Origin of the sequence: Oceanimonas aquatica (genome assembly GCF_030732065.1) — a bacterium.
Taxonomy (GTDB): domain Bacteria; phylum Pseudomonadota; class Gammaproteobacteria; order Enterobacterales; family Aeromonadaceae; genus Oceanimonas.
Genome location: NZ_JAVBHX010000003.1, coordinates 29,280 through 51,847, shown reverse-complemented (window position 1 = coordinate 51,847; position 22,568 = coordinate 29,280). Strand labels below are relative to the sequence as shown.

The window sequence follows — 22,568 nt, the reverse complement described above, 5'->3', positions numbered from 1 at the left end:
TGGGTGCAAACTGTGTTAGAGTGCTGATCACAAAGCCCCCGCAATTCTTTTTAATGTCAATTACCTATCAGGATAAAAAAGATGAGCACCAATGTACTGGCCGGTATCGACGGTTCCAAACACACCGCCTGCGTTTGCGATTATGCGGCCTGGGCTGCCCGGCAACTTTCCGCCTCTCTGGTGCTGCTGAACGTCACCCACAAGCCCGAGCCCACCCTGCTTTACAACATGGGTGCGGCTTCCAGCCTCAGCGCTCAGGACAGTGTGCAGGCAGAGCTTGCCGACATTGACAAGAAACGGGCCGAACTGGCCAGGGAGCAGAGCAAACTGATCCTTGAGCAGGCCAGCGAGCACATTCAGCAGGCCGGCTATCCCGCGCCACGCACCATTTCCCGCGAAGGTCGTCTGGTACAGGCACTGGAGCAATATGACGACTATGCCGATCTGGTGGTGCTGGGGCGCCGTGGCAACAACGAAGACGACAGCCCGGAGCGCCTGGGCAGCCACGTTGAACAGGTCATTCGCACCACCGACAAGCCGCTGCTGCTGACCGACGGGGACTATTCGCCACCCCAGCGCATCATGATCGCCTTTGACGGCAGCGATACCACCCGCAAGTGCGTGGAATACGTTGCCGACTCGGCCCTGTTCAAGGGGCTGGAGTGTCACGTGGTGATGGTGGCCGGCCCCAGCGAAGAGAAAAAGGCCCAGCTTGAAGCGGCACGCCAGCTGCTGGAAGACAAGGGACACAAGGCTACCGCCGCCCTGCTGCAGGGTGAAGTGAAGAAAAACCTGCTGGCCTACCAGGAAAAGCAGAACATGGATCTGATGGTAATGGGCGCCTACGGCCACTCCCGCATTCGCCTGTGGCTGCTGGGCAGCATTACCGATCTGATGCTGCAGGAGTCCCATAAACCCATGCTGATTTTGCGCTAATGCACTGAGTGCGCTGAATAAAGACAACAACGCCGGGCAATGCCCGGCGTTTTGTTGTGATTGCTTTTGAAATCGTGTTGCTCTTCGTCACTCCCGCAAAATGAACATCCATGACACTATGCACTGGACTCCCGCCTTCGCGGGAGTGACGAAAGAAAATTCAGGGGTGGCGAGACAGATCAGAGCACGCCCTGCTCGCGCAGATAGTCGTCGTAGCTGCCGCTGAAGTCGCGAATGCCGTTTTCACTCAGTTCCAGAATACGGGTGGCCAGCGACGACACGAACTCCCGGTCGTGAGACACGAAGATCAGGGTGCCCGGATACATTTCCAGCGCCATGTTCAGCGATTCAATGGATTCCATGTCCAGGTGGTTGGTGGGCTCGTCCATCACCAGAATGTTGGGCTTGTGCATCATCAGCTTGCCAAACAACATGCGGCCCTGCTCACCCCCCGACAACACGCCCACCTTTTTCTTGATGTCGTCCTGGCTGAACAGCAGCCGGCCCAGCACAGAGCGCACGGTCTGCTCATCGTCGCCTTCCTGCTGCCACTGGCTCATCCACTCAAACACGGTGAGATCCACGTCGAAGTCCACGGCGTGATCCTGGGCGTAATAACCGATGCTGGCGTTTTCCGACCACTTGATGGTGCCGCTGTCGGGCGCCAGCTCACCCACCAGGGTTTTCACCAGGGTGGATTTACCGATGCCGTTGGTGCCCAGAATGGCGATGCGCTCGCCCACTTCCACCATCATGCTCAGGTTCTTGAACAGCGGCGCCTCGCCATAGCCCTTGGCCACGCCTTCCACTTCCAGAATGTTGCGGTAGAGCTTCTTGTCCTGCTCAAAGCGAATAAAGGGGTTCTGACGGCTGGACGCCTTCACCTCTTCCAGCTTGATCTTGTCGATCTGCTTGGCACGGGAAGTGGCCTGGCGCGCCTTGGAGGCGTTGGCGCTAAAGCGGGACACGAACGACTGCAGCTCGGCGATCTGCGCCTTCTTCTTGGCGTTGTCGGCCAACAGCCGCTCCCGGGCCTGGGTGGCGGCCAGCATGTAATCGTCGTAGTTGCCCGGATACACGCGCAGCTCGCCGTAGTCCAGATCCGCCATGTGCGTGCAGACGCTGTTCAGAAAGTGACGGTCATGGGAGATGATGATCATGGTGCTGTTGCGTTCGTTCAGCGCCCCTTCCAGCCAGCGAATGGTATCGATGTCCAGGTTGTTGGTGGGTTCGTCAAGCAGCAGCACGTCCGGATCGGAAAACAGCGCCTGAGCCAGCAGCACCCGCAGCTTCCAGCCCGGTGCGACTTCGCTCATGGGGCCCTGATGTTGCTCCAGCGGAATGCCCACCCCCAGCAGCAGCTCGCCGGCCCGGGCTTCGGCAGTGTAGCCGTCGTATTCCGCCACCAGGCCTTCCAGCTCGGCCGCGCGCATATAGTCTTCGTCGCTGGCTTCCAGGTTGGCGTAAATGCTGTCGCGCTCGTGTATGGCGGCCCACAGTTCCACGTGCCCCATCATCACCACATCCAGCACCCGCTCATTCTCGTAGGCGAACTGATCCTGGCGCAGCTTGCCGATACGCTCGTTCACATCCAGGCTCACGTTGCCGGCACTGGGTTCCAGATCCCCGCCCAGAATCTTCATAAAGGTGGACTTGCCACAGCCGTTGGCGCCTATCAGGCCATAGCGGTTGCCGTCACCAAACTTGACGGAAATATTTTCGAACAACGGCTTGGCGCCGAACTGCATGGTGATGTTGTTGGTGGAAATCAAGAAACAAACTCGCTGTAGTAAAGAAGGGAACGGCATAACGCCAACGGCCGCCAAGGATACCGGCGGCCGGAAGAAAGTTCAAAGGTTGTTGATAAATTAAACAGCGCCTAACGGGCCACCAGCACATCACAGGGAGGCGCACTGAGAAAGCTCATGGCCAGATTGCCCACAAGCAAACGACTGATGCCCTGGCGGCCGTGGTACCCCAGCACCAGCAACTGGGCCCTGGTCTCCTCTACCACAGCGGTGATCGCCTGTTTGACCTCCCCCGACAAAATACGGGTGTCGATGCGGTCGTGCTCTTCGGCGGCGATGAAATGCGCCATTTCCTCTTTCACCTCGCGCTCAATGCGCGTCTTCTGATGGTTCATCAGGCTGTCGGTATGCAGGGGGTCGTGACGCAACAGGCCCAGCAGAAGAGGCGGCTCAAACACGTGCACCAGGCTGACACCGGCATCGGGCGCCAGCGCCAGCCCGGCCCGCAAGGCATGGTGAGAGCTGCGGGAAAAGTCCGTGGCGGCCACCAGTTGGCGGTAGGGCTCGGTCTCGCTTTGTGTTACCACCAGCACCGGCATGGTGCAGTGGCGCAGCAACCGCTCCACCGTGGTGCCGAGAAACAGTTCCTGCACCGGCTCCTGGTGCTGCCTGCCCGCCAGCACCAGATCCGCCTGCAGGTCGGTGGCCTTGCGTGCCAGGGTCTGGGACGGCTTGCCCAGCAGCACATGGCGCTCAATGTTGGCCCTTAATCCGGCAGGAAGCCCGTCTACCAGCTGTTGCAGAGCCTGGGTGGCCCCCTGCTGCAGCCGCCGGCGCACCGAAATTTCGACCATGGGCTCGTAAAGCACCATGGCTTCGTCAATGACATGCACCAGATGCAGCCGCGCCTTTAACCTTGCCGCCAGCTCCGCCGCCCGTGCTACTACCCGTTGCGAACCCGTTTGCAAATCCACTGCCGCCAGTAATACGTTCATTGATCCATCCTTTTTCACTGACATGAGATATCACTGAGTCTTACTGGCAGCTTTCCCCCTTTCTGCGGAAAAAGCAACCAGGCTGACAGGGCTTTTGAATTTTCCTGCGTACCGGCTTTGGTTTACAATATCGCCCCTTCAAGCCTTATTTTATCGGGACATCACGTGTTAACAGCAGAAATTGCCATGCGCTGGCTGGTTGCCGGCCACATCGACCATTACATTTGCGAGAACTGTCATGGCATTCACCTCGCCGAGCTGCAGGGGCTGGACGGCGTGCTGGAAAGCCGGCTGTTTGTAGAGCATGAAGATGCCATTCTCACTACCGAAGTAGAAATTCGCCCCACCGCCCTGCTGATGCTGATGGCCGATCTGGGCCGGCTGAACATGAACTACCCCAGCCTGAAGGTTTTTGTCGACATCGTGGACGACAACCTGCCCCGGCTGATTGTGGCCGACTACCTGCACACTCAGGCCGGCATGGAGCAGCACCAGTTTCAGTGGATCGTGCAGCAGACCATGATGGCCACCCATCAGCTGGTGCAGGAGCTGGGTGAACTGGGCTATCTGATGCAGGACGAGCCGCAGAAAATGCCGGCGGCTGTGCACTAAGCCGGCAGACTGAACACTAATAAGGCAGTTGAACGGCGAGCGGCCAAAAATGCTTGAACCCGTCCGCTGCTGCCAGTACATTACGCCCCGTTCCCAAGGGCAAAGCCCAGAGGGCAACAACAAAAAATGTGGTGAGGTGTCCGAGTGGCTGAAGGAGCACGCCTGGAAAGTGTGTATACGGCAACGTATCGAGGGTTCGAATCCCTCCTTCACCGCCAGCATTTTGAAAGCCCGCGCAGCAATGCGCGGGCTCTTTTCGTATGAGCAATTTTTTTCTGCGTTGCCCCCGCCCTGTTCCTTTGGCACTATCTTTTAAAACACTCTTTCTGACGGGAAAATTTTCTCGCTGTTCCCCGCGTTGTTGAAGGTGTACATAAGCGCTCCATAGGAGGGTTTTGCCATTGAACACAGCGCCGCTTAGCACTTGCGTTTTTGACGATATCACCGAGGCCATTGCCGGCCCCGGCATGGGGATTTTTCCCGGTTTTCTCAACCCCGCCCAGACCGCCGCCCTGCGCCGGGACTTTGCCACCCTGCCCGACTGGCAGCTCACTCCCGCCGGCATTGGCCGGGAGCATGCTCACCACAACAACGAACGCATTCGCACCGACAAGACCCGCTGGCTGGACGGCACCACCCCGCCCCAGCAGGACTACCTGGCGCTGATGGCCGGACTGCAGCAATCCCTTAACCGCGAGCTGTTTATGGGGCTACGGGATTACGAGTGCCACTACGCCCGTTATGACGAAGGCGACTTTTACAAAAAACACCTGGATGCCTTTCGGGGCCGCAGTAACCGCCGGGTAACGACCGTGCTCTACCTCAACAACGACTGGCAGGCGGATCAGGGTGGTGAGCTGCTGATCTATGCTGAAAAGGGCGCGCAGCCCAGCCACAGGGTAATGCCCGAAGGCGGCACCCTGGTGTGTTTTCTGTCGGAGCGCTTTCCTCACGAAGTGCTGCCGGCTCGCCGCCAGAGACTGAGCATTGCCGGCTGGTTTCGCATCGACGACCCGGTAGCGCCCGTACTCAGGCTGTAGCGCATTGCTGTTTTTAAGGTTTCGGTGGTTAAACAACCACAGTTATTGACGATATATCGTTTTCAGATAATTTAATTATCGAAACGCCATCAGGATCGGTTTTATTGTGAGATTTCGTTATTTTCACTTTTCACGCCGGCCATCCTCTGTCAACCTGAAGACATGCGGCTCACCTCGTTAAGGAAAACATTATGTGCTCCATTTTCGGTATTCTGGAACTCAAGTCCGACCCCGCCGTCCTGCGCTCAAAGGCGCTGGAGCTGTCGCGGCTGCTGCGCCACCGGGGCCCCGACTGGTCGGGCATTTACAGCAACGACAAGGCCATTCTGGTGCATGAGCGGCTGGCCATCGTCGGCCTCGACAGCGGTGCCCAGCCGCTGCTCAACCCCGCCGGCACCCAGGCGCTGGCGGTGAACGGCGAAATCTACAACCACAAGGAGCTGGAAGCCGGGCTGACCTGCGGTTTTGAATTCCAGACCCACTCCGACTGCGAGGTGATCCTGGGGCTTTATCAGGAAAAGGGCCCGGAGTTTCTCGACGATCTCAACGGTATCTTCGCCTTTGTGCTCTACGACGAGGAAAACGACGCCTACCTGATTGGCCGGGATCACATGGGCATTATTCCGCTCTACACCGGCCATGACGAAGCCGGCAACTTCTATGTGGCGTCCGAAATGAAGGCGCTGACCCCGGTGTGCAAAACCATCAGCGAGTTTCCACCGGGACACCTGCTTTACAGCAAGGAAGGCCAGCCCCGCTGCTACTACCGCCGCGACTGGGAAGACTATGACGCGGTGAAGGACAACACCTCCAGCGTAAGTGAGCTGCGGGAGGCGCTGATGGCGGCGGTGAAGCGCCAGCTGATGTGTGACGTGCCCTACGGCGTTCTGCTCTCGGGCGGGCTCGACTCCTCCATCGTATCGGCCGTGGCCAAGCTTTATGCCGACAAGCGCATTGAAGACGATAGCAACAGCGAGGCCTGGTGGCCCCGGCTGCACTCCTTTGCCATTGGCCTGGAAGGCGCGCCGGACTTGATTGCCGCCCGCAAGGTGGCGGACGAGCTGGGCACAGTGCACCACGAGCTGCACTACACGGTGCAGGAAGGCCTGGATGCCCTGCGCGAGGTGATCTACCACCTGGAAACCTATGATGTCACCACGGTGCGCGCCTCCACCCCCATGTATCTGATGGCCCGGCGCATCAAGGCCATGGGCATTAAAATGGTGCTTTCCGGTGAAGGCTCCGACGAACTCTTTGGCGGCTACCTGTATTTTCACAAGGCGCCAGACCCTCAAGCCTTTCACGAAGAGACGGTGCGCAAGCTGCAGGCCCTGCACATGTTCGACTGCCTGCGCGCCAATAAATCCATGGCGGCCTGGGGCGTAGAGGCCAGAGTACCCTTCCTCGACAAGGAGTTCATGGACGTGGCCATGCGTCTCAACCCCGCCGACAAAATGTGCGTTAACGGCAAGATGGAAAAGCACATACTGCGGGAAGCCTTTGAAGACTTGTTACCCCATGAAGTGGCCTGGCGCCAGAAGGAGCAGTTCTCCGACGGTGTGGGTTATTCCTGGATAGACAGCCTGAAGGCGCTGGTGGAAGAGCAGGTCACCGATCAGATGATGGCCACAGCGGCATTCCGCTTTCCGCTCAACACCCCCACCAGCAAGGAAGCCTATTACTACCGCGCCATCTTTGAAGGCCATTTTCCTCAGGACTCCGCCGCCCGGTGCGTGCCCTGCGGCCCCTCGGTAGCCTGCTCCACCCCCACCGCCCTGGAATGGGACGAGCAATGGAAAAACATGGCCGACCCATCCGGCCGGGCAGTAAAGGGCGTGCACAGCCAGTCTTACTGAATACGTATGTTTGTGCCCGGCTTACGCCGGGCATACAACACACCGTCATCTCCGCGAAGGCGGAGATCCAGAGACAGGCGACGCCAAGCCTGCAATAAAACGCCGTAGCCAGCTTTATGTTGCGCTGCGTTCATCGGCAACCTACTGCCAGACTTGTCGCCGCTCCATAACAAAAAGCCCCTGCACTGCAGGGGCTTTTATCATTTATTCACCGATAACCGGCCTTATTCCCACTCAATGGTGGCGGGCGGCTTGCCGGAAATGTCGTATACAACGCGGCTGATGCCGTCGATTTCGTTGATGATGCGATTGGACACATGGCCCAGGAAATCGTACGGCAGGTGGGCCCAGTGGGCGGTCATGAAGTCGATGGTTTCTACCGCACGCAGCGACACAACCCAGTCGTACTTGCGGCCATCGCCCATCACGCCAACGGAGCGTACCGGCAGGAACACGGTAAAGGCCTGGCTGACCTTGTTGTACAGATCGTGCTTGCGCAGCTCTTCAATGAAGATGGCGTCGGCCCGGCGCAGCAGGTCGCAGTATTCCTTCTTCACTTCGCCCAGCACCCGCACGCCCAGACCCGGTCCCGGGAAAGGATGACGGTAGAGCATGTCGTAAGGCAGACCCAGCTCCAGGCCCACGCGGCGCACTTCATCTTTAAACAGCTCGCGCAGCGGCTCAACCAGTCCCATCTTCATGTCGTCGGGCAGGCCGCCCACGTTGTGGTGAGACTTGATCACATGGGCCTTGCCGGTGGCAGAGGCGGCAGATTCAATTACATCCGGATAGATGGTGCCCTGGGCCAGCCACTTGGCGTTTTTGAGCTTTTTGGACTCTTCGTCGAACACTTCCACAAACACACGGCCAATGGCCTTGCGCTTGGCTTCCGGCTCGTCGATACCTTCCAGGGCAGAGAGGAAGCGCTCTTCGGCGTCGGCCTTGATGATGTTCAGACCGAAGTGGTCGCCGAACATTTCCATTACCTGCTCGCCTTCGTTGAGGCGCAGCAGGCCGTTGTCCACGAACACACAGGTCAGCTTGTCGCCAATGGCGCGGTGCACCAGCATGGCTACCACGGAGGAGTCCACGCCGCCGGACAGACCCAGAATCACTTCATCGTCGCCCACCTGCTCGCGGATGCGGGCTACGGCGTCTTCAATGATGGAAGCCGGGGTCCACAGCGCCTCACATTTACAGATGTCACGCACAAAGTGCTCGAGCATGCGTGCACCCTGACGGGTGTGGGTTACTTCCGGGTGGAACTGCACACCATAGAAATGACGGGTTTCGTCGGCCATGGCAGCAAACGGGCAGCTGCCGGTCTGGGCCACCTTGTGGAAGCCTTCGGGCAGGGCCACAACCTTGTCGCCGTGGCTCATCCACACGTCCAGCAGGGCGTTACCATTTTCATCAACGGCATCTTCAATGTTGGCGAACAGGGCGCAGTCAGCCACGCGCTGAACCTGGGCGTAACCAAACTCCCGCTCACTGGAGCCGGCCACAGCGCCACCCAGCTGCTCGGCCATGGTCTGCATGCCGTAACAAATGCCGAACACCGGCACACCGGCATTAAACACGTATTCCGGCGCCCGCGGACTGTTTTCCTCGGTGACCGACTCCGGCCCCCCGGACAGAATAATACCGTTCGGATTGAAGTCGCGGATCTGCTCCTCGGTGACATCCCAGGCCCACAGTTCACAATACACGCCCAGTTCGCGCACACGACGTGCCACCAGCTGAGTGTATTGGGAGCCGAAGTCCAGGATCAGAATCCGGTTGTCGTGAATGTTCTTGCTCATCGTCTTCCTACTCGTTACAAACACCGCCTGTGGGGGGAGCAGACGGCAATAGAAAAACGGGGGACCAGCCCCCGTTCGTCGCGTTCCGGGATCAACCCAACCGGTAGTTGGGCGCTTCCTTGGTAATGGTCACATCGTGCACGTGTGACTCCTGAATGCCCGCGCCGGATATCTTAACAAATTCTGCCTTGGTGCGCAGGTCATCTATGGTGGCACTGCCGGTGAGTCCCATTGCGCTGCGCAGACCGCCCATTTGCTGGTGGATGATCTCCTTCAGCTTGCCCTTATAGGGTACCCGGCCTTCAATGCCTTCCGGCACCATTTTATCGGCAGCGTTATCACTCTGAAAGTAGCGATCGCTTGAGCCCTTGCTCATGGCACCCAGTGAACCCATGCCACGATAAGACTTGAACGAACGGCCCTGGTACAGCTCGATTTCACCGGGAGATTCTTCGGTACCCGCAAACATGGAGCCCATCATCACGCAGTTGGCGCCGGCCGCCAGGGCCTTGGAAATGTCACCGGAGAAGCGAATGCCGCCATCGGCGATCACCGGAATGCCGAGATCTTTCAGCGCTTCCACGGCGTTGGCCACGGCACTGATTTGCGGTACTCCACAACCGGTCACGATACGGGTAGTACAGATGGAGCCGGGACCAATGCCCACCTTCACCGCACTTACACCCGCCTCGGCCAGGGCCAGGGCACCGGCAGCGGTGGCCACGTTGCCACCGATGATCTGCAGATCGGGATAGGCAGCCCGGGTTTCGCGAATGCGCTGCAGCACACCTTCGGAATGACCGTGAGAAGAGTCAATCAGCAGCACGTCGAGGCCGGCGGCCACCAGAGCGGCAATGCGCTCTTCGTTGCCCGGAGCAGCACCCACAGCGGCACCCACGCGCAGGCGACCCTTGTCGTCCTTACAGGCGTTGGGCTTGCTTTCGGCTTTCTGAAAATCCTTGGCGCTGATCATGCCGGCCAGGCGGCCGTTGCTTTCTACCACCAGCACTTTTTCAATGCGGTGCTGCTGCATCAGGGCCTCTACCTGATCGCGACCGGCACCCACGGGCACGGTGACCAGCCGGCTCTTGTCGGTCATGACTTCGTGCACCGCCTTGCTCATGTCCTGTACAAAGCGCACATCGCGACCGGTGATAATGCCCACCAGCTCGCCGTCGGCCGCCACTACCGGATAACCGGCAAAGCCGTTCTGACGAGTGAGCTCACGCACATCGGCAATGGTCATGTCGGGAGACACGGTGACCGGGTCGGACACCATGCCGCTCTCGAATTTCTTAACCTTGCGCACCTGGGCGGCCTGGGCCTCAATGGACATGTTTTTGTGAATAAAACCAATGCCGCCTTCCTGAGCCAGGGCAATGGCCAGATCGGCTTCGGTCACTGTGTCCATGGCGGCGGATACGATGGGGATGTTAAGATTGATTTCCCGGGTCAGCCGGGTGCGAAGATCCGCCGTGTTGGGCAACACGTTGGAATGGGCTGGGACCAGCAGTACATCATCAAAGGTCAGGGCGTCTTGGGCAATCCTAAGCATCGCAATATTCACCATAGTTTGGGGGGTAAAAATATTGCCAAAGAATTTTAGGCACTCGCCTCCTCCGGGTAAAGCGATTTTTTGTTATTTTGGCCGATAAGACGAAAAATTCTCCCCAACCGCCTTTACTTTCAAATAAAAATACTTAACAGAGGTGATTTTGCAGCAGGAAACGTTGAGCAACATTTACACCGTCAGCCGCCTTAACCGCCATGCCCGGCTGCTGCTGGAAGGCGACATGGGGGCGGTCTGGCTCACCGGCGAGATCTCCAACCTGGCCATGCCGGCCTCGGGCCACTGGTATTTCTCCCTCAAGGACAACCAGTCGCAGCTGCGCTGTGCCATGTTTCGCGGCAACAACCGCAGTGTGGGGTTTCGACCAAAAAACGGCGATCAGGTGCTGATTTTCGGCAAGGTTACGCTGTACGAGCCCAGAGGCGACTTTCAGCTGGTGGCACAAACCCTGGCCCCCGCTGGTGAAGGTCTGCTCAAGCAGCAGTTCGAGGCGCTGAAAACGGCGCTCGCCGCCGAAGGTCTGTTTGCCGCCGAGCGCAAACGGCCGCTGCCGGCCCATCCGGCGCGCATTGGTATTATCAGCTCCCCCACGGGTGCAGCGGTGCACGACATTCTTACCGTGCTGGCCCGCCGGGCGCCGCAACTGGAAGTGATCCTCTACCCCAGTCAGGTACAGGGCGAAAGCGCCGTGCCGCAGCTCATTCATGCCCTGAATCAAGCCAACCGGCGCAATGAGACCGATCTGCTGTTGCTGGCCCGGGGCGGCGGCTCACTGGAAGATTTATGGTGTTTTAACGATGAACGCCTGGTGCGCGCCATTGCCACCTCCCGCCTGCCGGTGGTCAGCGCCGTGGGCCACGAGGTGGACGTAAGCCTGAGTGATCTGGTGGCCGATTTGCGCGCCCCTACCCCGTCTGCTGCTGCCGAGCTCATCAGCCAGGACAGCGGCGTGCAGCGGCGGCAATGGCAACAACAGGGCCAGCGTGTGGGGCAAGCCATGCAACGCCTGCTTGCCGATCGGCACAACCGGCTGCGGCAATTACAGCAACGGCTGGAACGCCAGCATCCGCGTCAGCGCCTGCAGCAGCAAGGGCAGCAACTAGACCAGCTGCAACGTCGGCTGGAGCGAGCCATGGGCCGCAGACTGGAGCAGGCGCAGCAGCGGGCCGATCAGGCAGCAATGCGCCTTGAGCACCAGCACCCCGGCCAACGGCTGGCTTACAGCACCGAGCGGCTGAACACCCTGGAGCAACGGCTGCATGCCGCGCTGAATGCCAGACTGAACCACCTCGAACATCAACTGGCGCTGGCCGGCTCCCGGCTGCACGCCATGAGCCCCCTGGCCACCCTCTCCCGGGGCTACAGCATCACTTTGCACAACAACAAAGTGCTCACCAATGCAGAGCAGCTGAAAGAAAATGATCTGATCACCACCCGGCTGGCCAATGGCGAGATCATCAGCCGTGTTGCATCAACAAGGTGATTAATGGTTGTGTAACATCTGCTAACTGCATTGCCTGGCTTCGCGTTTGCTGCTGGGATCAAACAGATCATGGGGGGCCTGCGCTCTGACAAACAGGCCCAAGAGGGAATAATTGGGGTATTACTCACGTAATAGGTGGTGTTCTCATGGAAATGCCTTACGCTGCCGACTGCCTGGCCAGCTCGGCTTCGCGCTCTTGAATGGCCTGCTCCAGCTCGGGAGAGCGACTGGCCCATTGCTCCTTGGGCAGGGGCTTTGACCATTGTTGGACTCTTTCACCCTTTAAATCAGGAGGCGGGTTCAGATGCTTACGATAGATGTAATCCACCAGCAAGGTATTACACAATATCAGGCCAAAAATGCCATCCCATAAAAACGCCTTGAACCAGCCGCGTTTAGCTATCGATTTCTTAACACCCTTAATGTAAGCCTCAAGAATACCTTCCTTCTGAACAGTAAAATCCTCTGTATCAACCTTAACGTGCTCCGGCCCTTCTTCCATATAGGTGCGTATCACCTCCCACATACCAGTACCCACTTCCGGTACCACGTTTGGAAACCAGAGGTGACGTTCGGCGTTTTCATTGGTGCTGAAGCCATTGCCGCCCAGTTTAACTTCACCGTTAAAATTGGGGTTGGGAAAGCCAATCATCAGGCTGCCGTTTTTATTCACCCCCGCCTGACTGACCATATTAAAGCCTTCCACTGAAGCCTTAACCGTTTCCCAGGGAACATACCAGTAGTCGCCTCCCTTTTCCTTGGGCACACAGACTTCACGACGCTGGCGGTTAAAACGCACCGGTTCTCGCGGCTTGGCAAATACAAGAAAAGCGATGGTCAGGGTCGGGAAAATCACAAAGCCAAAAACAAGCATCCAACCCAGCCAGTCCTGGAAAAAAAATCAGCCCCCATAACACTGCCGATCCAGAACATAGTTAGAATGGTTAAGACAAGAGTACAGTGTAAGGTTGCAACCGCTGAACCGGGGGTACAGTCACTCACATCCATATAGGTACTATTAATACGCCATACCATACCCATGGTGTTACTGGGCTTGCGGCCGGTGGGCACCGGCAAGGGGGCCAGAAAATGCTCGTTTGCCAGACCAAAGATGCTCTTTTTATCGCCGGCTTTGGGTGGTGTTCTCATGTAAAGCTGACCTCTCATGCATTATTTATGCTACTGCCCTAGTGGTGACGCCCGGTGCCAATGGCGGAGCATATAATCTTGCCATAACAGCAGCTCACAAATCCCGGTAGCTTTTAATTTCCTTGATGGTGTAGTTTTTCAGATAAGGCAGAATTCTGTTGAGTGTTTCATCCAGCTTGCCTTTTTCACAAAAGAACTGACCATAGTGAATCAAGCTAAAAGGTTCAGACTCAATAGAAAAAACATTACTACTTCTAAGCACCCTTACTTCATAATTATCAGAAAAGTAAGTCTCATCTTCTCTTATCTCGCTGCTGAAATTGGTCATACCAAACGCCAGAAATGCCATACCACCGGCACCCACAAGGGCCAGCGGGCCCAGCACACCGACGGCAAGAATACACACAAACACGCCCACCCAGGCGAAGGCCCGGACCACCTGATACGCCGTTTCCGGAATGGCGTCCTGTATGGTATAGCGAATGCCGATGGGCGTTAGTTGGTAGTGGTAGTGTTTATCTGATATCCATAAATAACGAACAAAACCAGATAAAGACAAGCCTATTGATGTGCAAATTAAAACAGGTATGAATGACTGATGATCGACAGCAAGCCCTATGCCAGCAAAAATAAAAAGACAACCAGAAAAAACAGCTATCACTATTGCGGCTGCCGGGGGAGCCGCCGTAACATTCCATTCATAAACCAAAGGTGCTTCCTTTAATTCATGAATCATGACTTGTTCCCGCGTTGCTTTCTCACGTTGCTGCTCATCAACTTCCGCTGAGGTATTCATATCAGACTGTTTCCGTTTCAAGTATTAAACTAGTGTTCACAGACAAACTTTCTTTGACTTTGGTACTGAGTGCATCAAGCCCTCGGCCAGACAGAGTAAAGGCATGTTGTTGCTGGCCCTGGTTGGCCGCATAGGTAACGCGCACCAGGGTGCTGAACCATAACTCGTCTTGTCAGCTCCAACCTTACAAGTCCCGATAACTTTTTATTTCCTTGATGGTGTAGTTTTTCAGATAAGGAAGGATTCGATTAAGTGTTTCATCCATCTTGCCTTTTTCACAATAAACAGTACCAAAAACGTGATATTCGAGAGGCACACTATCAAGTGAGAATACATCTCGTTTTCTGAGAATGTTGACTTTATAAGTATCAACAAAATAAATATATTTATTACGAATCTGACTACTGAAGTTCGTCATGCCAAACGCCAGAAATGCCATGCCGCCGGCACCGACAAGGGCCAGCGGACCCAGCACGCCGACCGCAAGAATACAGACAGCGCCCCCCACCCAGGCGAAGGCACGCACCACCTGATACGCCGTTTCGGGAATGGCGTCCTGTATGGTGTAACGAATGCCGATGGGTGTTAATTGATAATGATAGCGTTTGTCCGACAACCATAAAAATCGAACAAAACAGCCCAGAACAATGGCTTACAGCGACACGAGTAGAAATGGTGTCACAGAATCCATATGAACAGCCATTGCAACACCAATGAGCATAAGAATTAGAGTGGGAACCAATGCTGAAAGTGTCGATAGATGCATAGGAGCCCGAACAGACCAATCATAAACTACCGAAGCATTATTTAACGCCTCGAACATAGCTTGTTCACGCGCTGCCTTTTCACGCTGTTGTTCATCAACTTCCGCTGAAGTATTCATATCAGACTGTTTCCGCTTTAAGAGTTAGATTGGTATTCACAAACAAGCTCTCTGCCACTTTGGTGTTGAGTGCCTCAAGCCCTCGGCCCGACAGAGTAAAGGCATGTTGTTGCTGTCCCTGGTTGGCCACATAGGTAACGCGCACCAGGGTGCTGAACCATTTGCTGCTCCAGTTTCAATAACTCGTCTTGTTAGCTCCAACCTCACAAATCCCGGTAGCTTTTTATTTCCTTGATGGTGTAGTTTTTCAGATAAGGCAGAATTCTGTTCAGCATTTCATCCAGCTTGCCTGGCTCGCAATAAACATAACCAAACTCATAAAGCTTGATGGGGTGGTTCTTCATAGAGAAAACATTACTTTTTCTTAAAATGTTAATCTCATAATCATCTACAAAGTAAAACCAGTCTTCATCAATTTTGCTGCTGAAGTTCGTCATGCCAAATGCCAGAAATGCCATACCGCCGGCGCCCACAAGGGCCAGCGGGCCCAGCACACCGACGGCAATAATACACACAAACACCCCTACCCAGGCGAAGGCACGGACCACCTGATACGCCGTTTCGGGAATGGCGTCCTGTATGGTGTAGCGAATACCGATGGGCGTTAGTTGATAGTGATAAATCTTATTTGGCATACATAGATACCTCAAATAAGAACCCATAATACAGCCAAAAGCAGAACAAATTAATAAGGGCATCAATGATTCCTTATCCAATGCCATCCATATACCAAATGATACTGATGAAAGCACCACAAATATGCAATAACCGATAAAAACATTAAACGGCGGCGCATTAACAGTCCATTCATAAACTAAAGGTGCTTCCTTTAATTCATCTATTATGGCTTGTTCCCGCGCTGCTTTTTCCAGTTGCTGCTCATCAACTTCCGTTGAAGTATTCATATCAGACTGTTTCCGTTTCAAGTATTAAATTCGTGTTCACAGACAAGCTTTCTTTGACCTTGGTACTGAGTGCATCCAGCCCTCGGCCCGACAGAGTAAAGGCATGTTGTTGCTGACCCTGGTTGGCCGCATAGGTAACGCGCACCAGGGTGCTGAACCATTTGCTGCCCATGGCCGGCAGGGCCAGCTGGTAGCGCAGATAGTTACCTTCATCAAACACGTCGCCCTGCTGAATATTGCAGTTAATGGTGCGCTGCGGCCCGGGACCAATCGGCTGCTCGGGCGTCAGGACTACTTCAAGGCCAATGGACTGCTGGTGCAAATATTTGGGAAAGGCCAGCTCCAGCTGATAACCATTTTTTTCAGTCACTTGCCCGCCGGGTTGATAGATTTGCTGCTCCAGTTTGAAGAGTTCTTCTTGCTCGCTCCAGTTTTTGCATTGCACGCCCCAGCTGGACTGCCGCAGCCATTTTTCCAGGCCGGTTTGCTGATAATGATTCAGCAGCAGGCTGATGCCCAGATACAGCACCCCCAGCACAAACATGCCCGCTATCATCCAGGGAGCAAAAACCGCACCCAAAGCAGCATTAGTTAAAAGATTAAAAATCTGAGCTGAAAATATAATAAATTGACCACTCAACGTAATAGCTTTAGCCCAATACAAACGTCTCTCAACATCACTGACAATGCTGTTGGGATCATTGGCAATCTGAAAGGTATGAAATGCCTCCAGCCCGGCGGCTACCAGACCCAGCCCGGACATAAAGCCCATGGTTTTAACAAAGGAGCGAATTACTGCGCCATTCATACTTGCCGCATCTTTGAGGGATCGTTTTAGCAAGTGCCCATGATTTTTCGCCAAATCACTCCACACATTGCCCTGATACAGCGCCGCGATGGCGTTGCCGGTCCAGCTGACGGTAAAGCCCACTTCACGGGCGGCATACCAGTTCCCGTTCTTTTTGGCGTTTTCGGTCACATTGGCCAGCACCTGCTGCAGGTTCCACAGGTTAACCAGCGCCACCCCGCCGCCCACCGTCCCCAGGTTGGGCATGGTATTATTCAGGCCCTGCAGGGTGGCACTGCTGCCCCGGCGAACGGCCTCACCGGCGCGGCTCAGATAGTCGGCAACGGCATTGCGGCCATGGCTGTTCAGGTGTTCTGCCTTGAACTTTATCAGCCGAGGCACACTGGTGGCATACAAATCATCAAGTTGCTGATTAAGCCGGGCTGCCGTACTTCTTTGGTGCCTTGACGTGCTTTGCTGGTTATGGGGCCGATTATTGTTGTGAATATCCTTGGTAATCAACTTATGTTGATTTTCAAAATTCTGCATTTCCGAAGCGAATCGCGGGTTTGCCTCGAACTGTAACCCGGGCTCCACCAACGCATCCATCAGCATTAAACGCAGCCCGGCTACGGGGCCTCCGGTCCAGACCTGAGGAAAAATGGCGCTCAGCATCTGGTTTCTTACCTGCGCGGCTCCTGTCGCGATATAACCAGACAGTGCCTCCAGCACGCCTTGCACTCGGGGCACCAGGCCGCGGTACCAGACGCTGTCGCGCAGCTGGCTGTCGCCCTTAATGGTGTTCCAGTCTCCCAGGCGTCCGGCAAGCGCCGTGGTGTCGCTGCTGTTATCCAGATTGAACAGGGGGTTATCCACGGTTTCCCGTGTAACGGCATCATACAGATCCCGGTCAAAACCATAGGGGGCCAGTGCCAGCAGAGTGTGCGGGTCGCTGCTGGTCAGCAAGGCGGTCAGCTCGTTTTTCAGGGGCTCATTAACGCTGGTCAGGGTCAGCATGGGCAGAATATCGTGGAACAGACTGTGCAGATATTTCTGCCCCGCTTCCTGATGATTATCCAGCCCCAGCCATAACGGATTAGCGCCCAGCTGCTCACAGCCCTGGCGCAAATCACGGTGGCAGCGCACCAGCTGATGCTGGGCCCGTTGCAGCCGCTGTTCAAACTGCGCCAGGTAGCCATAAAGGGCGGGCCAGTCGATATCGTCCTGGTAACGCTGCAGCCCGGTCCATTCACTGAGCTGGGCATCATCGGGCTCAAAGCCCTGGTCTATGAGCACCTGTCCGGTTTGTTGCAGGCGCTCGGCCTTCTGTTGGCGCATCACCATTTCCGTGTGGTCGGAGCCATGGTGCTCACGATAGGCCTGCCAGTTGGCCACATGCTCCATCACCTGTTGCTTAAAACGCAGCCGCTCGGTGGTGTTATTGTGCAGATGCTCAGGCAAGCTGCCTTCGTCAATAAACGGCAGTGCCATTTGCTCGGTGGTGTTGATCATCTGCAGCTTGTGCTCTTGCTGCAGCTCCTGCAGCGATATCCATTCCGGGGCCAACTGCAGATAAAGGTCACACACATCGGCCAACGGATCGTCCAGGGCCACCAGCAGACCACTTTTGGCATCGGGCAAGCCCTGGGTATAGTCAGGCGCATCTGCTGCCGGCTTGGCAGCCACCGAGCTGATATCGCTGTCTTTCTGTTCTGCTGCATTAAAGGGCGTACAGCTGAATGCAAACTGGGTGTCTGTGGCGGCATTAATGTCGGCCACCAGAGTGCCAAGCTGGTCTGTTTGCGCCATGTGGGTCAGCGCATCGCAGCGGCGGGCTTTTGGCAAAGGAACCCGGCGCATTCTGCTGTTGCGGCTGTTCATGTTGGAACGCATGTGTTCGCACACCCGCCAGGACCAACGCTGATGGGAAAACGCCATATACAGCACATGATGGGCGGGATAAGTCAGGCAGCTGTTACTTGCGCCGGGCTGGCCGCGTTCATCCTGGCCAAAATCCGCTTCGGACCAGTCATATTTAATGAACTGGGTACCCTGCACTTGATATTCGTGAAAGGTTTTACCCTGTTCGCTATATACATACAGCCAGCCATCCCGCAGTTGCCGCAGGGTATAGGGCGCATCCAGCTGCAGCGGGGGTTGCCACAGGCCGTTTTCCGGCAGCGGGTGTTTACCCAGTAGAGTTTCACCACTGTCGTCGGCAATTTCATCTATGGCATAACGTACAGGCACTATGCCTATTTCAAGCCCGGCAAACGGGCAGGTACCGATGGCCGAGCGCACATCTTCCTGGGGTTCGTTCAATGCCGCATTAATGGGTTCAAGCACCCGGTTCACGGTACGTTCAATGTCGCTCTTAATGGAACTTAATGCCTGCCCAATGCCTGAGCTGGCTTGTTGGATCTCCCCTGCCGCGCTGCGCTCGGTACCAGAAAGCGGCAATGCGGCCGGTGGAACGTTCAGGTAACGGGCTGGCATGGTGCTGTCTCCTTGCTGTCGGCAAGCCGGGCGGCAACACGGGCCGCTTCATTAATACGCTGCGTTGGCGTACCGCCATTTTTATCCTGCAGCAAAATTTGTAATTGCGGATGAGCCTCAAGGGCGTTCGGGCCTAGAAAGCCATGCACATTGGCAAACATCAGAATCTCCTGCCGGCTGTAAAAGCCCTGCCGGTAGGCGGTGTCGGCCAGCTGGTGCCAGTGCTGAGTGCGTGCCATGCCCTGCAATTCGGGAGTATATTCAGGAAAGTGCTGCGCCATGTGCTGCCCCACCCTGATCACCGCCTGGCGAAACGACACCTGCTCCAGCAGCGTCCATTCGGCTTCACTCAGGCGACGGGGCGTATGGGCTCTTTCATTTGCCACTATGGGTTTGGACGGTACCGAATGGTGATGCCAGCGTTGCAGCAAAGCATCGGGGCAATACACATCACAAACAGGACCAAACCAGTCGGCATTGCCCTGTTGCTCGGCATAACCCAACAGCACATGGGCTGTCGCCGGATCCGCCAGGCGCAATAAAGCAGGGTCGCCGTGAGGCGGTGCAACCAGCAACAGGCTGCGCAAGTACTGGCTTACCTCATTCGGCGATGCATCGCTCAGCAACAGCCAGCCCGGCTCCTGCCCAATTTCGCTAAGAAAACCCGACAACACAGGGTCGTCTTTGTCCGTTAAAAACACCACGCAAGGCGATAAAGACAACTGATCGTGCAAGGGCGTATTCAAATACAGGCAATCCAGTTGCGGATTATCCGACCACTGGTAAATACGCGGCAACAGGGGTTGCAGAGCGACCGGATCCAACACCAGGGCCGCCGTTCCCTGCCAGTTGATATTCGGCGGCAATGTTTGCAGTGCATCGGGTGTTCGGGTATTCACGAAGCCGTCTCCTTGCAAATGGCACACACCGGTTTGCCGTCCAACAAGGCCTGGATCTGCGCTTTTACATTGATTGCCGGCCACTCATAAGCCGGAGACGCGTCAAGCGGCACACTGCTATCAACGGCAAGCAGCTGCTCAACATTCACCGGCAGCCCCGCCAGCACGGCGGCCACGCCGCTGCCCTTGCCCGGGCTGCCGCCGGCGTTCATGTTAATGGCCGGGCCCAGCAGGGTAATGCCGGACGGATCCAGTTTGATCATGCTGCCGCCGGCGTTCAGAGTCAGCTCGGTGCCGGCGTCCAGCACCATTTTCTGGCCTGCCGCCAGGTGAATTTCCCGGCCTGCTTTCAGTAATTCCTGGTTGCCCAGCTCGGTGTGGCGGCTGCCGCCCACCTGCTCGTGCCGGTCGCCGTCGGTGCGGCTGTGGTGCTGGCCGTTTACCGTGTGATGGTGGTCGCCCCGCGTGCGGCCATAGTGGTGGCCGTGGGTGTCGGTGTGCTGGTCGTTGAGCACCTCGGTCTTCTTGTTGTGGTCGATGAGCTGGTCGTAATCCTTGGCCGCATGCAGATAAATCTGCTCCTGGCCGGCCTTGTCCTCAAAGCGCAGTTCATTGGCGTTGTCGCTGCCGGGGCTGGAGGCGGTTTTAAAGGTGGAGCGGGTTTTGTGCTCGGGCAGCGCATAGGGCACCCGGTTGGCGCCGTTATACAAGCAGCCGGTAATAATGGGCCGGTCCGGGTCACCGTTAATAAAGCTCACCAGCACTTCCATGCCCACTCTGGGGAGCATGAACTGGCCATAGCCGTTGCCGGCCCAGCCCTGGCTTACCCTGAGCCAGGTGCTGGTGTTTTCATCGCCCAGGCCATGGCGGTCCCAGTAGAACTGCACTTTTACCCGGCCGTATTCATCACAGTAAATCTCTTCCCCGGCCGGGCCGGTGACAATGGCGCTTTGCTGGCCGGGCACTCGGGGTTTGGGTGGGCATGGGGGCCGATACACACTGGCTTCGGGCAGGGCGGTAAACTCACAGTGAAACTCACTCTGGCCGTCGGCCAGCTCCCCCAGCACCTGGGGTTGTTTGCCCTGGTAACGGAGTTGGGTAATCAGCCACAGCTGGTTGTGCTCGGGGTTGGGGTGGTCTTTCAGGGGCTGGTAGTGGCCGGCCATCAGTTGCGGGCTGTCGCTTGCGCCGGTCACGGTCATCTGGTCATGGCGGTAGCGGGCCAGGCTCAGGTCGGTGAGCTGTTTGCCCCGGGCCTGGCTGAGAAAGCTGCCGGGCCAGCGGTAGTCTTCCAGTGGTTGCTCGTCGGCATGGTCGGGCCCGGGCAGGTGCTGGCTGTGGGGCTGCAGCGGCAGCGCCGGACGGGTGAAGTCGTAATCACGCAGGCTTACCTTGCCGGTGCGTACGCCGGGGCCGGCGCTTAAGCGGGTAATGGCATGGGTGTCATGGGCCATGCCGGTGTCGGCCTTGAACGGCAGCGGCGGCAGGGTATCCAGGCCTTCGGGGCCATCGGCCAGCACCAGCAGGGTGTCTTCGGCCCGGTGCACAAAGTGGTAGTGAATGCCTTCTTCGCCCAGCAGGCGCTCGATAAAGGCCAGCTCGGTTTCGTTGTACTGCACGCAGTAATCGCGGGGGGCATGGTCGCGATTCAGCCGCCATTCCCGAGTGTCAGCACCGAGGCCGGCCTCGGTGAGCAGGCGCTCGACAATGTCGGGCACGCTCTGGCCCTGAAAAATACGCACGCCCCGGCGCAGGTTCAGCAGTGCCAATGGCGGCACCACCGTCAGCTGGTAGCGCAGATGGCGGGGGCTGCGGTCGAGCTCGCTGAGCTCAAACACCAGGCCGTGCACATACCGCTGGGTGCCCTTGGGGCTGTGCAGCACCAGGGCGGCGGGCTGTTGCAACAGGGTGCCCAAGGGCGGCAGCGGCGAACTGCACACCAGGGTGACCGAGAGCGAAAAACAGCGGCTGAGGGCGTCATCGCCCTGCCACTCGTAAACGGACTGCGCCCCCAGCTCCCCCAGGTGCAGCCAGGCCTGGTGCGCGTTGGCACCGGGCATTTGCCAGCTTGTGTTCATGAATATCGTGCTCGTTGTTTTTTGTTATGGGCGATGACTCGCCGAAAGCCATTCTACATGGCTGGAAATGGAATCGGGCTCATATGAAGCAGATCATAATCAAGTGCGCCAAAAACTGACATAGCCGCCATTAATTCAGTAAAAGACCACATGCAATGAATGTCCTTCAGGGAGGAGCAGCGAAGAATTAACATGCCACCAAACAAAGACCGACTTCGTCATTACCGTTCAGTCATGCGAAGAAGTTGCAGTGACAGCTCGCCCTCACCAACATGAATAATACTGGCGCGATAAAACCGCACTATTCACCTGTCTTTTCACCCGTTTTTTTCGCTTCTGTTTTTTTTCCAATCACGACCAGCCACGTAACGGCGGACAACATAAACAGATAACCAAAAAAGTTTCAAGGTAACGACAGAACAAGAGTAAAAAACAAAGTAAGACTAAAGTATCAAGTGAAATTAAGCGGCATCGAAATGCATGATGATCATGCATTAATGTATGATTATCAAACACGAAACCCGCGAAAAATG

At 56.5% G+C, this 22,568-nt stretch carries 17 protein-coding genes and 1 tRNA gene; 6 read left to right on the top strand and 12 right to left on the bottom strand.

The genetic code is table 11. From position 1 onward, the window contains the following. The first annotated feature begins 81 nt into the window (after positions 1-81). A complete protein-coding gene (locus Q9290_RS05440; protein ID WP_306078624.1) occupies positions 82-936 on the top strand; it encodes a universal stress protein in 855 nt (284 codons plus the stop codon). 179 nt (positions 937-1,115) lie between these two features. On the opposite strand, the gene Q9290_RS05435 is transcribed toward Q9290_RS05440, so the two are convergent. Continuing rightward, positions 1,116-2,708 carry an ABC-F family ATPase gene (locus Q9290_RS05435; RefSeq protein WP_306078623.1) on the bottom strand — a complete coding sequence of 531 codons (1,593 nt, stop codon included), beginning with the start codon at positions 2,706-2,708 and terminating at the stop codon, positions 1,116-1,118. A gap of 107 nt (positions 2,709-2,815) precedes the next feature. Further along, complete coding sequence (locus Q9290_RS05430; RefSeq protein ID WP_306078622.1) at positions 2,816-3,679, bottom strand: universal stress protein; 864 nt, start codon at positions 3,677-3,679, stop codon at positions 2,816-2,818. A 186-nt stretch (positions 3,680-3,865) separates the two neighbouring features. Between Q9290_RS05430 and Q9290_RS05425 the strand changes: the two genes are divergently transcribed. From Q9290_RS05425 to asnB, 4 genes are all read left to right on the top strand, one after another. Further along, positions 3,866-4,291, top strand: coding sequence for a YbjN domain-containing protein (locus Q9290_RS05425; protein ID WP_306078894.1), 426 nt, complete (start codon positions 3,866-3,868; stop codon positions 4,289-4,291). Between the two features lie 130 nt (positions 4,292-4,421). Beyond that, positions 4,422-4,509, top strand: a tRNA-Ser gene (locus tag Q9290_RS05420). A gap of 249 nt (positions 4,510-4,758) precedes the next feature. Next, positions 4,759-5,331 carry a 2OG-Fe(II) oxygenase gene (locus Q9290_RS05415; RefSeq protein ID WP_371930899.1) on the top strand — a complete coding sequence of 191 codons (573 nt, stop codon included), beginning with the start codon at positions 4,759-4,761 and terminating at the stop codon, positions 5,329-5,331. Between the two features lie 191 nt (positions 5,332-5,522). Further along, the gene (gene asnB / locus Q9290_RS05410) at positions 5,523-7,187 is read left to right on the top strand and encodes an asparagine synthase B (RefSeq protein ID WP_306078620.1); all 1,665 of its coding nucleotides are present in this window, start codon (positions 5,523-5,525) and stop codon (positions 7,185-7,187) included. A 224-nt stretch (positions 7,188-7,411) separates the two neighbouring features. Here the strand turns inward: asnB and guaA are convergent, their stop codons facing one another. Continuing rightward, positions 7,412-8,989, bottom strand: coding sequence for a glutamine-hydrolyzing GMP synthase (gene guaA / locus Q9290_RS05405; protein ID WP_306078619.1), 1,578 nt, complete (start codon positions 8,987-8,989; stop codon positions 7,412-7,414). 91 nt (positions 8,990-9,080) lie between these two features. Next, positions 9,081-10,544 carry an IMP dehydrogenase gene (gene guaB, locus Q9290_RS05400; RefSeq protein WP_306078618.1) on the bottom strand — a complete coding sequence of 488 codons (1,464 nt, stop codon included), beginning with the start codon at positions 10,542-10,544 and terminating at the stop codon, positions 9,081-9,083. Positions 10,545-10,704: 160 nt separating this feature from the next. Between guaB and xseA the strand changes: the two genes are divergently transcribed. Continuing rightward, positions 10,705-12,042, top strand: a complete 1,338-nt coding sequence (gene xseA, locus Q9290_RS05395; protein ID WP_306078617.1) for an exodeoxyribonuclease VII large subunit — start codon at positions 10,705-10,707, stop codon at positions 12,040-12,042. A 157-nt stretch (positions 12,043-12,199) separates the two neighbouring features. Here the strand turns inward: xseA and Q9290_RS05390 are convergent, their stop codons facing one another. From Q9290_RS05390 to Q9290_RS05355, 8 genes are all read right to left on the bottom strand, one after another. Next, complete coding sequence (locus Q9290_RS05390; RefSeq protein WP_306078616.1) at positions 12,200-12,916, bottom strand: hypothetical protein; 717 nt, start codon at positions 12,914-12,916, stop codon at positions 12,200-12,202. A 369-nt stretch (positions 12,917-13,285) separates the two neighbouring features. After that, positions 13,286-13,987: a hypothetical protein gene (locus Q9290_RS05385; RefSeq protein ID WP_306078615.1), complete on the bottom strand. Its 702-nt coding sequence runs from the start codon at positions 13,985-13,987 to the stop codon at positions 13,286-13,288. A gap of 184 nt (positions 13,988-14,171) precedes the next feature. Beyond that, entirely contained in the window at positions 14,172-14,603 is a 432-nt protein-coding gene (locus tag Q9290_RS05380) for a hypothetical protein (protein WP_306078614.1), read from the bottom strand. Positions 14,604-14,639: 36 nt separating this feature from the next. Then, a complete protein-coding gene (locus Q9290_RS05375) occupies positions 14,640-14,870 on the bottom strand; it encodes a hypothetical protein (protein ID WP_306078613.1) in 231 nt (76 codons plus the stop codon). Between the two features lie 203 nt (positions 14,871-15,073). After that, positions 15,074-15,775: a hypothetical protein gene (locus Q9290_RS05370; protein WP_306078612.1), complete on the bottom strand. Its 702-nt coding sequence runs from the start codon at positions 15,773-15,775 to the stop codon at positions 15,074-15,076. A 1-nt stretch (position 15,776) separates the two neighbouring features. After that, complete coding sequence (locus Q9290_RS05365; RefSeq protein WP_306078611.1) at positions 15,777-19,058, bottom strand: T6SS effector BTH_I2691 family protein; 3,282 nt, start codon at positions 19,056-19,058, stop codon at positions 15,777-15,779. Beyond that, a complete protein-coding gene (locus Q9290_RS05360) occupies positions 19,040-19,957 on the bottom strand; it encodes a DUF4123 domain-containing protein (RefSeq protein WP_306078610.1) in 918 nt (305 codons plus the stop codon). Before Q9290_RS05360 ends, Q9290_RS05365 begins: the two co-directional genes overlap by 19 nt. Continuing rightward, the gene (locus Q9290_RS05355) at positions 19,954-22,035 is read right to left on the bottom strand and encodes a type VI secretion system Vgr family protein (RefSeq protein ID WP_306078609.1); all 2,082 of its coding nucleotides are present in this window, start codon (positions 22,033-22,035) and stop codon (positions 19,954-19,956) included. The genes Q9290_RS05360 and Q9290_RS05355 overlap by 4 nt, the downstream gene beginning before the upstream one ends. Positions 22,036-22,568 lie beyond the last annotated feature (533 nt).

What these genes read in the sequence shown, in the direction of transcription:
- Q9290_RS05415 (WP_371930899.1), top strand. Translation starts at nt 4,759, where the DNA reads ATGGGGATTTTTCCCGGTTTTCTCAACCCCGCCCAGACCGCCGCCCTG.
- Q9290_RS05425 (WP_306078894.1), top strand. Translation starts at nt 3,866, where the DNA reads ATGCGCTGGCTGGTTGCCGGCCACATCGACCATTACATTTGCGAGAAC.
- guaB (WP_306078618.1), bottom strand. Translation starts at nt 10,544, where the DNA reads ATGCTTAGGATTGCCCAAGACGCCCTGACCTTTGATGATGTACTGCTG.
- Q9290_RS05385 (WP_306078615.1), bottom strand. Translation starts at nt 13,987, where the DNA reads ATGAATACCTCAGCGGAAGTTGATGAGCAGCAACGTGAGAAAGCAACG.
- Q9290_RS05430 (WP_306078622.1), bottom strand. Translation starts at nt 3,679, where the DNA reads ATGAACGTATTACTGGCGGCAGTGGATTTGCAAACGGGTTCGCAACGG.
- Q9290_RS05355 (WP_306078609.1), bottom strand. Translation starts at nt 22,035, where the DNA reads ATGAACACAAGCTGGCAAATGCCCGGTGCCAACGCGCACCAGGCCTGG.
- Q9290_RS05365 (WP_306078611.1), bottom strand. Translation starts at nt 19,058, where the DNA reads ATGCCAGCCCGTTACCTGAACGTTCCACCGGCCGCATTGCCGCTTTCT.
- guaA (WP_306078619.1), bottom strand. Translation starts at nt 8,989, where the DNA reads ATGAGCAAGAACATTCACGACAACCGGATTCTGATCCTGGACTTCGGC.
- Q9290_RS05375 (WP_306078613.1), bottom strand. Translation starts at nt 14,870, where the DNA reads ATGAATACTTCAGCGGAAGTTGATGAACAACAGCGTGAAAAGGCAGCG.
- Q9290_RS05440 (WP_306078624.1), top strand. Translation starts at nt 82, where the DNA reads ATGAGCACCAATGTACTGGCCGGTATCGACGGTTCCAAACACACCGCC.
- Q9290_RS05370 (WP_306078612.1), bottom strand. Translation starts at nt 15,775, where the DNA reads ATGAATACTTCAACGGAAGTTGATGAGCAGCAACTGGAAAAAGCAGCG.
- asnB (WP_306078620.1), top strand. Translation starts at nt 5,523, where the DNA reads ATGTGCTCCATTTTCGGTATTCTGGAACTCAAGTCCGACCCCGCCGTC.
- Q9290_RS05390 (WP_306078616.1), bottom strand. Translation starts at nt 12,916, where the DNA reads ATGCTTGTTTTTGGCTTTGTGATTTTCCCGACCCTGACCATCGCTTTT.